Origin of the sequence: Pseudomonas serbiensis, from assembly GCF_030580745.1 — a bacterium.
Lineage (GTDB): Bacteria > Pseudomonadota > Gammaproteobacteria > Pseudomonadales > Pseudomonadaceae > Aquipseudomonas > Aquipseudomonas serbiensis.
In genome coordinates this window covers 305,553-317,934 of the sequence record NZ_JAUQOO010000003.1, presented here as the reverse complement: position 1 = coordinate 317,934, position 12,382 = coordinate 305,553, and the positions used below count along the sequence as shown (strand labels likewise).

General features: G+C 55.5%; 12 protein-coding genes and 1 pseudogene. 8 read left to right on the top strand and 5 right to left on the bottom strand.

Going from position 1 to position 12,382, the window contains the following annotated elements:
- Positions 1-54 precede the first annotated feature (54 nt).
- A complete protein-coding gene (locus Q6A51_RS06360; RefSeq protein WP_201018412.1) occupies positions 55-1,401 on the top strand; it encodes an MFS transporter in 1,347 nt (448 codons plus the stop codon).
- A 76-nt stretch (positions 1,402-1,477) separates the two neighbouring features.
- Here the strand turns inward: Q6A51_RS06360 and Q6A51_RS06355 are convergent, their stop codons facing one another.
- The 4 genes from Q6A51_RS06355 to flgA form a co-directional block, all read right to left on the bottom strand.
- Positions 1,478-2,224, bottom strand: coding sequence for a flagellar brake protein (locus tag Q6A51_RS06355; RefSeq protein ID WP_201018413.1), 747 nt, complete (start codon positions 2,222-2,224; stop codon positions 1,478-1,480).
- An 82-nt stretch (positions 2,225-2,306) separates the two neighbouring features.
- Positions 2,307-2,774 (bottom strand): flagella synthesis protein FlgN, encoded by a 468-nt coding sequence (locus Q6A51_RS06350; protein ID WP_201004753.1) that lies wholly within the window; start codon positions 2,772-2,774, stop codon positions 2,307-2,309.
- A 49-nt stretch (positions 2,775-2,823) separates the two neighbouring features.
- Positions 2,824-3,141, bottom strand: coding sequence for a flagellar biosynthesis anti-sigma factor FlgM (gene flgM / locus Q6A51_RS06345; protein WP_201004752.1), 318 nt, complete (start codon positions 3,139-3,141; stop codon positions 2,824-2,826).
- Between the two features lie 161 nt (positions 3,142-3,302).
- Positions 3,303-4,061, bottom strand: coding sequence for a flagellar basal body P-ring formation chaperone FlgA (gene flgA / locus Q6A51_RS06340; RefSeq protein WP_201018414.1), 759 nt, complete (start codon positions 4,059-4,061; stop codon positions 3,303-3,305).
- Positions 4,062-4,140: 79 nt separating this feature from the next.
- On the opposite strand from flgA, the gene Q6A51_RS06335 reads away from it, so the two are divergent.
- Together Q6A51_RS06335 and cheR are read left to right on the top strand one after the other, a co-directional pair.
- The gene (locus Q6A51_RS06335; RefSeq protein WP_201004748.1) at positions 4,141-5,073 is read left to right on the top strand and encodes a chemotaxis protein CheV; all 933 of its coding nucleotides are present in this window, start codon (positions 4,141-4,143) and stop codon (positions 5,071-5,073) included.
- Between the two features lie 44 nt (positions 5,074-5,117).
- The gene (gene cheR / locus Q6A51_RS06330; protein ID WP_025260925.1) at positions 5,118-5,945 is read left to right on the top strand and encodes a protein-glutamate O-methyltransferase CheR; all 828 of its coding nucleotides are present in this window, start codon (positions 5,118-5,120) and stop codon (positions 5,943-5,945) included.
- 188 nt (positions 5,946-6,133) lie between these two features.
- On the opposite strand, the gene Q6A51_RS06325 is transcribed toward cheR, so the two are convergent.
- Positions 6,134-6,562: a flagellar protein FlhE gene (locus tag Q6A51_RS06325; RefSeq protein ID WP_304574363.1), complete on the bottom strand. Its 429-nt coding sequence runs from the start codon at positions 6,560-6,562 to the stop codon at positions 6,134-6,136.
- A 442-nt stretch (positions 6,563-7,004) separates the two neighbouring features.
- Here Q6A51_RS06325 and Q6A51_RS06320 point away from each other — a divergent pair.
- The 5 genes and pseudogenes from Q6A51_RS06320 to flgB all read left to right on the top strand — a co-directional run.
- A pseudogene (locus Q6A51_RS06320) lies at positions 7,005-7,617 on the top strand (ABC transporter ATP-binding protein); the annotation flags it as partial.
- A 162-nt stretch (positions 7,618-7,779) separates the two neighbouring features.
- On the top strand, positions 7,780-8,994 hold the full coding sequence (locus Q6A51_RS06315) for an ABC transporter permease (protein WP_304574362.1): 1,215 nt from the start codon (positions 7,780-7,782) through the stop codon (positions 8,992-8,994).
- A complete protein-coding gene (locus tag Q6A51_RS06310; RefSeq protein ID WP_405046123.1) occupies positions 8,987-10,462 on the top strand; it encodes a TolC family protein in 1,476 nt (491 codons plus the stop codon). The genes Q6A51_RS06315 and Q6A51_RS06310 overlap by 8 nt, the downstream gene beginning before the upstream one ends.
- Positions 10,455-11,738 carry an efflux RND transporter periplasmic adaptor subunit gene (locus Q6A51_RS06305; RefSeq protein ID WP_201004741.1) on the top strand — a complete coding sequence of 428 codons (1,284 nt, stop codon included), beginning with the start codon at positions 10,455-10,457 and terminating at the stop codon, positions 11,736-11,738. Before Q6A51_RS06310 ends, Q6A51_RS06305 begins: the two co-directional genes overlap by 8 nt.
- 234 nt (positions 11,739-11,972) lie before the next feature.
- Positions 11,973-12,380, top strand: coding sequence for a flagellar basal body rod protein FlgB (flgB, locus tag Q6A51_RS06300; protein ID WP_201004739.1), 408 nt, complete (start codon positions 11,973-11,975; stop codon positions 12,378-12,380).
- Positions 12,381-12,382: the final 2 nt, after the last annotated feature.

The following is a 12,382-nucleotide window of genomic DNA, read 5'->3' as shown; positions in this document are numbered from 1 at the left end:
AAACCGCTGTTTTGGATTCGCCTGTTCGGGCGTGTCTTTATTTTTGGAACGTTCATGCGCCAAATCTGGAAGTCTTTTCGGGGTCTTTATTTCGCTTCGCTGATGATGTTGATCGGTTCGGGTCTGTTAAGCACTTACCTGGCTTTGCGGCTGGCTGCCGATGAGGTCGACGGTCTGTGGATCGGTGCGATGATGGCGGCAAACTATGTCGGGCTTGTGCTGGGCGGCAAGGTAGGGCATCGCCTGATCGGTCGGGTAGGGCACATCCGTGCCTATGCGACCTGTGCCGGGATCGTGGGCGCGGCGGTGTTGGGGCTGGGTTTGATCAACTGGCTGCCAGCCTGGCTGTTCCTGCGCATGATCGTCGGGCTGGGGATGATGTGTCAGTACATGGTCATCGAGAGCTGGCTCAACGAGCAGGCGGCTGCACGCCAGCGAGGCATGGTCTTCAGTGGCTACATGATTGCGTCGTATCTGGGGCTGGTATTGGGGCAAATGATTCTGGTGGTCCATCCGGGGCTCGGGCCTGAGCTTCTGATGTCGATTGCGATGTGTTTTGCCTTGTGTCTGGTGCCCGTGGCCATGACCCGCAGCATTCACCCGGCGCCGTTGCGTCCTGCTCCGCTGGAACCGCGCTTTTTCATCAGTCGCGTGCCGCAGTCGTTGACCACTGTGCTGGCGTCCGGGCTTATCGTCGGTGCCTTTTATGGCCTGGCGCCGCTGTACGCCGCCCAGCAAGGGCTGTCTACCGAGCATGTCGGTATGTTCATGGGTGTCTGCATTCTTGCCGGCCTGCTGGTGCAGTGGCCGCTGGGCCTGTTGTCCGATCGTTATGACCGGGCGCACCTGATGCGCGCTTTTGCAGGTGTTCTGGTGCTGGCCTCCTTGCCGCTTGCCGTTCTGCCGAGCATGCCGCTGGAAATGCTGTTTATAGTGGGTTTCATCGCTTCTCTGGTGCAGTTCAGCCTGTATCCACTGGCGGTGGCCTTTGCCAATGATCACGTTGAAGGTGAGCGGCGGGTATCGCTGACAGCAATGCTGCTGATGACTTTCGGGATTGGCGCCAGTATCGGCCCTCTGGTCGCCGGAGCCCTGATGAAGCTGTTCGGCAATAACATGCTTTATGCGTTTGTCAGCTTCATTGCGCTGGCACTTGCGCTGCTTACCCGACCCAAGGCAGTCACGCATCAGCATCAGGTGGACGACGCGCCGCTGCATCACGTGGCGATGCCGGACAGCATGTCCAGTTCACCCTTGGTGGTGGCGCTTGACCCTCGGGTCGATGAGCAGGTGGTTCAGGATCAGATGCAGACCACGGTCGAGCCGCAAGTCGAGCCTGAGGCGAGTGCCGAACCCGCACCGTCGGTGAGGCTGGAAGAAGAGGAAATCAATAGGCCTTGATGGGGAGGGCGCTGCAAGCTAAAAGCCGCAAGTCAAAAGCTTGCAGCTTAAAACTTGCAGCTTGCAACTGCTTCTATCAAAAATCGTCGTCTTTATCGAACCGACGTGCTTCGCGCTGCAGTTGGTAAACGAAGCGTTCTACCTGGCGTTGTACCAGGCCGCTCATGTTGTGAAAGCGTACGCCTGCGAAGGTGGTGTGGAATCTTTCTTCGAAGTGCAGATAGCGCAGCTCCACCGGTGCCGTCATTGCGCCGAAAGGCAGCTTGGCGATGAAGCGTTCGTACACTTGACCCAGTTGCATGCGTTCGGACACATCGCCCTCGAAGCGCAGCTTGCAGCCGGTTGCCGAGATATCCAGAAGCTTGCCGGCCAGGGGGAACTTCAGTTTGTCACCACCGATTTCAATGTCGACCAGTTGTGCAAGCTTGAGAGCGGCACGGAAGGCGTTGCGACGCTGGTGGTAGACGACTTCTGTAGGAAGGGCGCCGCGGTAGAGGCGTTGGCCATCCACGTCGACGATGGTCATCTGCTCCGAACTTTCCCAGGCGATGCGCACGCCGTCATGGAAGCCTTCGACCCGAAACGATTCGCCGTTGGCCAGGAATCGTTCACCGTCGCGGGGGATCATTTCATCAAGGGCCATGACGTTACTGTCACGGTCAACTTCGATCAGGTAGCTCTGGAAGCGTTGGGAGCGCTCATGAAAGGTAATGATCAGCGGATCATTATGTTCAAGTAGTAACCGCAGGTTGGCGGCGATTTCCAAAGGAGTATTCAGAACCTTCGGGGGCTGCGGAGCATCATCCGCGCTTGAGCCATTCACGTTTTTACTTCTCCAGGCAAAATACTACGGCAACGCAACAACAGGCATTCTGCCACTACGCACTAAACCTTGAAACAGGAAGTTACGCCTGACTGAGCGGGCGTGGTCTTGCTCTTCCTGCGGTCGACCCGCGGCTGTCATACAGCGTCGGGGTGTCGACACCATTCAAGATGCGGAGCTGGTGAGCGGTTGTCACCTGCTGCAACTGGATAAGGCTACCATTCTGCTCGTTGATAGCCTGGCATTCAGCGATCAGTGCGCTCAGTTCATCGCTCGCGGCGAGAAGCTGTTCGCCCACATCGGACTGGCTGGCCAGCTCCTGGAGACCTTTGCGGTTCGCAGGTAGCCCAAGGCCCGCGAGTAACTGACTGCGCCTGCGACCATGTTGTTCGAGCAGAATCACCAGCGCCTGTTTCTGCGCCAGAATATGTTCCATCTCGCCCATGTCGCGGCCATGCAGAACCAGTGACTCGGCCTGCAGCAACTCAAGCAGTTGCCGGGTCGGAACCATGCCGTCGGTGATCATCTGAAGCAAAGTAGTATCTTGCATCGCATGCTCTGGTTTTCAAGCGTCCAGATTATCCACCGCAAGCACAGGGCTAGCGCTGGGTTTCGAAATTAAGCAGTTTGCTGGCTACGCGGTTGCTGTCCACTGTGTAAGTACCGTCTGCAATCGCTTGCTTCAACTCGGCTACGCGAGCGCTGTTGACGGTTGGCAGTTCGCCCAACTTATCAGTGATCTTCTGCAACTGTTGAGCCTCACTGCTCAAGTGAACGGATTCCCCGGTGCCTTTGACGTTTGCAGCAGTCGCTGCAGATTCCGTTGCATCGGTTTTACCGCTTTCCTTTGTAGTCCCGGTGCGCGAAGTGCTACCGACAGACTGTGAATTTCCAAGGCGACTGAAATCTATGACCATGATTGAAAAAACCTCTGGGTGTTTGGACGCTTGCCTTGTTTTCGGCCCAACCCAAAAAAACTTTAGGCTTTGTGTGAAAAGCACACGGAACGCGCTTTCCACCGCGGGAATATGCACCGCAGTCTAGGAAAAACGCGCGTTCGACGCCAGCCTCAATCGATCTACATGGCGACTTCCACCTGTCCAGGGCCGGTAATGTTGGCCTTGATGACGCGATTGGAATTCAGGTTTTTCACCCGTATTTGCTCGTTATAACTGCCGTCGGACAGTGCCTCGCCGGGCATGCGTACCGACAGTGAGCCGCTCCTGGCCGTGATGACCACCTGATCTCCCTTGCGGATCATCTGTGGCTGTTCCAGATAAACCGGGGACAGCACCTGGTCGATGACCGTTGGTCGGATTACCTTTTGTCCTACTACATGGTCCAGTGATGTCATGAAACCCAGCCCCAGGCTGCCAATATCCCTTTCACGCAGGGCGATGTCTTCTTCTGACACGACACTGTCGCGTTTCAAGGGGCGTACCGAAACCACCACGTTGCGAAACAGCTTGACCTCTGCCGGCACGAATACGGTCCATGGCGATGAGCCTTCACAGCGTACGCGCACGCTCACTCTGCCTAGCGGCTTTGCGCTTTCCAGTTTTGCTGTCAAATCCTTGTCGCAGGAGCCCATGCGTAATCTGGGGTCCAACTGCCTGACCTGAATTTCAAATCGACCTTCAATCTGGTTACTCGATAAATAGTCTTCTACTGTGAACTCAAGAAACCCCTGAGTGACGCCGATAAGCTGTTCAGGCAGTGTGAAACTCTCGGCGCGGCCGTAGTTTGCAGTGCTTGAAAGGCACAGCATTGCGATCACGCAGAGCAGTCTGCGGGTTTCCAGTGTCAGGTGTCGAAAAATTGTCGTCTTTGTGTTCATGGCGTATAAAAAGCAAGGCTCGTGCCGCTTGCCAAATCTGGTGTGTGGCGAACGGTGGCTTTTGTTAAGGGGGTCGGGCATGGCGGGTGTAATGGATTCGGTGAACCAGCGAACTCAGCTGGTCGGTCAGAATCGCCTTGAGCTGCTCTTGTTCCGTCTTGACGGCAAGCAGCTCTATGGGATCAACGTATTCAAGGTTAAAGAAGTACTGCAATGCCCGAAACTGACCATCATGCCCAAGTCCAGCCGGATTGTGCGTGGTGTGGCCAACATTCGCGGTGGCACGATCCCGATCATGGATCTGGCAATGGCGACGGGCTCGACCGGGATGATTTCGCTGGTTAATTCCTTCGTCATCATTACCGAGTACAACACCAAGGTTCAGGGTTTTCTGGTGCATTCGGTAGAACGCATCGTGAACATGAACTGGGAAGAGATTCATCCGCCACCCAAGGGCACAGGGCGCGACCACTATCTGACGGCCGTGACTCGTGTCGATAATCAGTTGGTGGAAATCATCGACGTCGAGAAGATTCTCGCCGAGGTGGCGCCGATTACCGAGGGTGTTTCCCATGGTGTGATCGACGAAGAGACTCACAGCAAGGCCGTTTCGTTGCGAGTGCTGACGGTCGATGACTCGTCGGTTGCACGCAAGCAGGTGAGTCGTTGTCTGGAAACTGTCGGTGTCGAGGTGGTTGCCTTGAATGACGGTCGTCAGGCGCTGGATTACCTGAAGGCAATGGTTGAAGAGGGCAAGAAACCTGAAGAAGAGTTTCTGATGATGATCTCCGACATTGAAATGCCGGAGATGGATGGCTATACCCTTACAACAGCCATACGCAATGATCCACGGATGCAGAAACTACACATCACCTTGCATACCTCGCTTTCCGGGGTATTCAATCAGGCGATGGTAAAGAAAGTGGGTGCTGACGATTTTCTCGCGAAGTTTCGACCTGATGACCTGGCGGCCAGGGTCGTGGCGCGGATCAAGGCGGCAGATAATAGCTAGGGGCGTCGTCCCTGGTGGTTCACATGATTTTGAGAGGCGGCACCTTGTCTACAGGTAATTTGGATTTTGAACAGTTCCGGGTCTTTCTGGAAAAAGCCTGTGGCATCTTGCTGGGGGAAAACAAGCAGTACCTGGTCTCCAGCCGTCTCAACAAGCTGATGGAGCAGCAGGGACTCAAATCGCTGGGCGAGCTGGTCCAGCGTATCCAGTCTCAGCCTCGCAGCGGTTTGCGTGAGCAGGTCGTCGATGCGATGACGACCAACGAAACCCTGTGGTTTCGTGATACCTACCCCTTTGAGGTGCTGAAAAACAAGGTGCTGCCCGAGCAGATCAAGGCCAGCCCCGGTCAGCGTTTGCGCATCTGGTCGGCCGCCTGTTCATCCGGCCAGGAACCGTATTCGCTGTCGATGTCCATCGACGAGTTCGAGCGCAGCAATCCGGGCCAGCTCAAGGCTGGCGCGCAGATCGTTGCTACCGACTTGTCCGGCTTGATGCTCACCAACTGCAAGACCGGTGAGTACGACAGCCTGGCAATCGGCCGCGGCCTGTCGCCGGATCGCCTGCAGCGCTACTTCGACGTGAAAAGTCCGGGTCGCTGGGTTGTGAAGGCGCCGATCAAGAGCCGTGTCGAGTTTCGTTCATTCAACCTGCTCGACAGCTACGCGAGCCTTGGCAAGTTCGACATCGTGTTCTGCCGCAACGTGTTGATCTACTTCTCGGCCGAAGTGAAGAAAGACATTCTGTTGCGCATCCACGGTACGCTCAAGCCGGGTGGCTACCTGTTCCTGGGTGCCTCCGAAGCGCTCAACGGCCTGCCGGATCATTATCAGATGGTTCAGTGCAGTCCGGGGATTATCTACAAGGCCAAGTGATGGTGGGTTTTGTATGAACATGAAAGAGACCTTCGGGTCTCTTTTTTGTGGGCGGGATGTTTTGAGAGTTGGTGGTGGTTTTCATGGGAGGGGCCGTACTCTGGCGTACTGACTTCGAGCGCGCAGGAGGAGTACTTGCCGAGTCAAGTGTTACATTTTAATGAATCGGCAAGCACGTCTAGTGGATATTAATTTTCCCAGTTAACGATAACTTGGAGTGGGCCGCCTGTAACCGGCGCAAATGAGCTTGAGCGATAAATGCGGTGGTATAGGAAGAAATTTTTGCTTGGTGATTTATTTGCAAAAAAGGTGGTTGACCCGCTTTTTAGGGATGTTACGTCAATGCAGGAACTCGTATCTCCGTGACATAGGAGTGCATTGAAAGTTGCATTGGCGGGGATCGCGCCGATTGTATAGTTCCAGCTGATAAATGTTATTTTTCCGCTTGCAGGGGTGGTGCCTATAATGGGGACGGTTGTAGTATTCCACTGATTCGTAGAATAGGTGGGTTTAATGTTGGCTGTTTGAGCGTATCCACCCCCTACTGCAAAGGCATTGCTGCCAAACGTTGCCAGTACCAATGCTGCTGTGCACCCAAGAATACCTTTTCTTTTCATTTTTAAGATTCCTTCTAATCCATGATTTCGCATTTTTTACGAAGCCCCTGCCGTCTTGGCAGGTGGCGGGAGATTTATACCTTCTCGTTTTTTCTGAAGCAAGATAGTGACGTGAAAAAATAATTTTAAGCAGTGTTGGCTCTTTTTTATCACTCATTTGTGCTGAATGATTTGGTCTTTATTTGTAGGGCTTGGGGTTTGTAATGTTTTGAATTGTGTTTTGGCGGTAGTGGTGGTTAATCGCTGTATTGCCTGAGGTTTTTATAGTTTTCTACAAGGCTTTATTGTTTGTCTTGTAATTTTCTGTATTATTTCTATTCACCTGTTGAACGGGGGGGCTAAAGTTTTTTTGGGGCCATGCGTTAAATGACAGTATGATTTTCTTTCACGCAAAAAAAACGCTCCAACACCCTTTGTCGAGATGATATAAGGGCGGGCGAATATGAAGTCATGGAGCAGGCGAGGCGCAATGGAAGGGCAGGTCATTCAGGATGAAAGCGAAAAGGCTGCGCTGGCGCCGTGCATGAACCTGATTCAACTGGAGCGTATTTGCCATTCCTATCAGGCTGGGGCCGTGATGCATTCGGTCCTGCGCAATGTCTCTCTCTCTATCGAGCGCGGCCAGAGCTGCGCCATCGTCGGAAGCTCCGGCTCAGGCAAGAGCACACTGCTTAATATCCTCGGTCTCCTTGATCGTCCAACCTCTGGCGGTCTGTTTCTTGATGGCCTGGATATGGGGAGCGCCTCGGCAGAGCAGCGAGCCAGGGTTCGCAATCAGCTTATCGGGTTTGTCTTTCAAAGCTTCAACCTGCTGCCGCGCCTCAATGCTCTTGATAACGTAGCCTTGCCGCTGCTGTATCGCGGTTATTCCCGTCATGCCGCGCGAGTGGCGGCGCAGCGTGAAATAGAGCGCGTTGGCCTGGCCGACAGGGCTCACCACCGGCCTGCCGAACTGTCGGGCGGGCAGCGTCAGAGGGTTGCGATTGCTCGCGCTCTGGTCGGGCAGCCTGCTTTGATTCTTGCCGACGAGCCCACCGGAAACCTCGACAGCACGACCGCCGCCGAGATTCTTGCCTTGCTGCTTTCGCTGAATCGGGAGCAGGGCGTCACGTTGATCGTGGTAACTCACGATAACGCCATGGCCCGGCACATGCAGCGATGCCTGAATGTAAAAGACGGTTGCCTTGAAGAGCATGTGTCGTCTGTCGGGATTGCACATGCCTGAGAATAAGTCTGTGCGTTACGGCCCATCGCTTGGGCAGATATTCATGGAGCCCTTGAACAGTTTGCGTCTTTTGGGGCGCAGGTCGTTGCTTGCCTTGTTGGGGATCGCTGTGGGGTGCGCCTCCGTAGTTGCCTTGCTGAATATCGGTCAGAACGCGGCCAACGAGGCAATCAGTGCATTCAAGGGGCTCGGCAGCGATATGCTGGTCGTCAGCTTTGCGGCAATGCCTGGGGTCAAGATGCGTCCGGCGCCCTCTACGCTGGATAACCAGGCTGTCATGGATGCAGTCCCCGGAATCCTTGATATCGCGCCCCTCATAGTGCTTTCGACCAGGGTTCGTTTTGATGGTCGTGCGCACAATGCAAGTGTTGTCGGGACATCCAGTGATTTGAAGGCGGTCCTGGGGCTTCGGGTAACTCAAGGCCGGTTTCTTTCTCGCCATGATGCTAGAAGTACTTATGCCGTGCTGGGCGCACAAGTGGCCAGGGATCTGGGCATCCTGAATATTCAGGATGTGGCAGGCAGGCATATACAGGTCGACAGTTATCTCTTCGAAGTGGTCGGGATACTGGCCGATCACGGGCAGAATCCACTTATTCCCGTGGCTGTCGATCAGGCTATTGTCGTGCCGATAGAGGGCATGCGGCGGATCAGTTCAAAACCTGAAATCAGTAATATCGTCGCCAGAGGGAGAGGAGGCGAAACCCTTGAGCAGGATGGCAAAGCCCTGACGGACTTTCTGCAGCCATTGGCACCGGGACGAGATGTTCAGGTGCAGATTCCCCAGCAATTGATTGATGGCCTGGCCCAACAGTCCCGCACCTTTTCCTATCTGCTGGCAGGCCTTGGCGGTATTTCCCTGCTTGTCGGCGGGGTCGGGGTCATGAACGTGATGGTGATGAATGTCTCCGAGCGCCGACGGGAAATCGGTGTTCGCATGGCGCTGGGTGCAAGGCCACTGGATATCGGTCGGCTGTTCTTGCTGGAGGCTGCTGTGCTGTCCATCGCTGGAGCGTCGGTGGGTGCATGTATCGGTTTACTGGCAGCATGGCTGTTTTCGGTGGTGTCGGGCTGGGGCTTTACATTGTCTATTCCTTCTCTTCCCCTTGGCATTGCCAGCTCGCTGCTGGTGGGGCTTTTCTTCGGTTTGAACCCGGCCCTCATGGCGGCCCGGCTTGAGCCGGTACAGGCGTTGCGCGATGACTGATCTTTATCGTTTCGCGGCAGTGATCTGCCTGGTTTTTTACAGTGTCCAGCCTTCTCTTGCTGCGCCTTTGGCTCCTGATGCCCCGAGCATGCCGGCCAGGACTGTTTCGCTGAATGAGCAGACGATCGACCTTTCTCTGGCTGATGCCGTATTTTTGGGGTTGCGCGCAAACCGTTCCATCCGCAGTGCTTATCTGGAGCGTATTGCGCAGAAATTCGACTTGCGGGTTGCCAAGGACCGCTTTACGCCCAAGCTCGTTCTGAGCAGTCGTTATCTGGCCAACCGCAGTCAGAGTGATAGCTATCGCCAGACTCAGGTTATCCCGCAAACCACAATGCTGGGTGAGTACGGTACCCAGCTCAGTCTGGCCTGGACTAACCAGTTGACGCTTGCCGACAGTACCGGCCGCAGTCGTAATGATGGTGCAACCCTGACCATCATCCAGCCTTTGTTGCGCGGTGCCGGGAAAGATATCGCCACCGCTCCCGTGCGTCTGGCTGTGCTGGCAGAAAAGGTCAACCGCCTGGCTCTGAAGTCGACGGTTTCGGACACTATCACCCAGATCATCACGGGTTATCGTGAGTTGCTGCGCGCTCAGGAGCAGGTGCGTATCGCGCGCGATGCTCTGGAGCGATCACGCCAGTTGCTTGACGCTAACAGGGCCATGATTTCTGCAGGGCAGATGGCTGAGTTCGATATCGTTCAGACTGAAGCCGATGTCGCCACTCAGGAGCTGGCCATCGAAGAGGCTTCCAATCAGTTGGATGCCAGTCGTCTTGAGTTGCTGCGTCTTCTGGCTCTGGACCTTGGGACGCGAGTGCGAGCGGCGGAGGTGCTTGAGGCTCGCCGCATAGAGGTGGGGCTGACGCAGGCGCTTGCAACGGCCCAAGAGCGACAGCCTGCCTATCTCACGCGGTTGATCGCCACCAAGCAGGCGGAAATCAACCTCGCTGTCGCCCGCAATGATCGGCTGTGGGATGTGTCATTGATCGGCGGTGCTTCTCAGATCCGTGATCGCATTCAGAATGACTTTGGTCCGGGCACTACACGCACCTGGGAAGGCTATGCCGGTATTCAGGTCGACATTCCGATTGGTGATTTAAGTCGGCGGCAAGCCGAGGTTCGGGCAAGGGTCGATGTGGAAAATCAGGATCTGCTTCTGGCTGAGGCCAATCAGTCCCTGGCGCGTGATGTCGGTGACGGGGTACGCGATCTGGGGACACGCTGGCGGCAGTATGAGATTTCCCAGCGCGCCCGTGAATTGTCGTTGCGCAAGCTGAATATCGAACGGGAAAAGTTACAGGCCGGTCGTTCCAGTAACTTCCAGGTCTTGAGTTTCGAGGCGGATCTGCGTAACGCGGAGAATGCTCGCCTTAATGCATTGATTGCCTATCTTAATGCTCAGACTGACCTGGATCAGAGGCTGGGTACGACCCTGGAGAGCTGGGAGATTGATCTCAATGACTAAGTATCTGGCGCGATTACGCATATCTCGCGTCAGTGGCCGGGCTGTTGTCGCGGGTGTTGTTGCGGCCGGGCTTTTTGTGGGCATTGTCTATGGCTATCAATCGCGGCTTGAGCCGATATCTCCGGGTGTCAGCTGGGTTCCTGTGCAGCCGCAGTTGCTGGAAAACCAGTTGGGGCTGGTTGGGCGAATCGAAGCTGCCAGCCGCTCGACTCTGGCGGCTCCCTTTGAGGGTGTTGTGCAGGAGGTTACTGTTGTCGAAGGGCAGCAAGTGGAGCGTGGCAAGCATTTGCTGACGCTGGATACGGCACAACTGGATATTCAGTTGCGTGAGGCGCTTGCCGCTCAATTGAAGCTTCAGCGGTCAGTAAAGGACATGCAGAACTGGGCGCAGGGCGAGGAAATGGCACGGGCGCGGCGTACCGTGACCACTGCGCAATATGGTTTGAGTGATACCGAGCGAAAACTGGCTGACACTCGCCGCTTGTTTGAGCGCGGTATTGTGGCTCGCATGGATGTGGAGGCGCTTGAGCAACAAGCCAGAATGCAGCAGCTTGATATGGTTGCCTCTCAGGCGGAGTTACGCACCGTGATGGAGAAGGGGAAAGGGGAAAACCGGCAGATAGCTGAAATGGAGCTGGCCAATGCCCAGTCGCGCTATCAGGCTTTGCAGGCGCTGCATGCCCGGCGCACAATCGAGGCTCCGTTTGCCGGCATTGTATTGCGTCCCCAAAGGCCTGAAGGGGGCGCCTCTCCTTTGGTCCAGCAAGGAATGCGCATGGCTCAAGGGGTGCCGCTTTTTGAGTTGGCCAGCCTGGAGCAGATCAGGGCGGTTGCTCGTGTCGAAGAGGCGGACCTGCATCAGTTGGCTGAGGGTATGCCTGTGCAGGTCACGGGTGATGGTTTCGATGGTATTACCCTCGATGGCGCTATTTCTTCCATTGCTGCTCAGGGTGTGGCCTCCGATATGTTCGGTGGCGGTACGACTTATGAGGTTGTCATAAACATCGCTTCCTTGACCGCTGCTCAGCAATCGAAAGTGCGTCTTGGCATGAGTGCGCGGCTGGCTATCGTGACTTACCGCGCTGAAAACGGTTTCGTACTTGCTCCTGAAGCCTTGCGCCAGGATGCTGAAGGCAGGACCTTTGTTGTCTATCGACAGGAAATGGCCGATGCGCCGCAGCAGGTCATTGTCACTGTCGGCCGTGCGATGCCTCAGGGTGTCGAAGTTTCGGGCTTGAAACCCGGTTATGTCGAGTTGCCTGCCACTGCACAGTGACGGGCTCGGGGATTTCTGCTGTCAGCGGCCGGCCATGCCTGCCGCTGACATGGCAAAAAAACGACACATCCCTTGCCGCTTTACCCTCTCATAGCGGAAATGCCTTGCCGCTTTTCTGGCATTGCCGCTCTGGCCGTCGCTACAACCCCCGTAAACACTGGTTTTGTGGATTTGGCACGCTGATTGCTTTCTCAGTGATACGAGAATCAGGTCAACCGGCAAAGGTTTCCCGAAATGAGCATCAGCTTCGATAAAGCATTAGGCATACACGAAAAGGCCCTTAACTTCCGGGCTCAGCGTGCAGAGGTGTTGGCCAACAACATTTCCAACGCCGATACCCCGAACTTCAAGGCCCGTGATCTGGATTTCTCCTCGGTGCTGGCCGCCGAAAGCGAGAAGGCTCAGAACGGTCGTTTTGCGCTGAACATGACCAATAGCCGTCATATCGAAGCCGAGGGCATGAGCAGTGGCGACGGTACGTTGATGTACCGCACTCCGTCTCAGCCTTCGCTGGACCAGAACACCGTTGATTCGCAGGTCGAGCAGGCCAGCTACACCGATAACGCCATGGGTTTCCAGGCCAGTTTCACCCTGCTTAACAGCAAGTTCAAAGGGCTGGTTTCAGCCCTGCGCGGAGAATAATT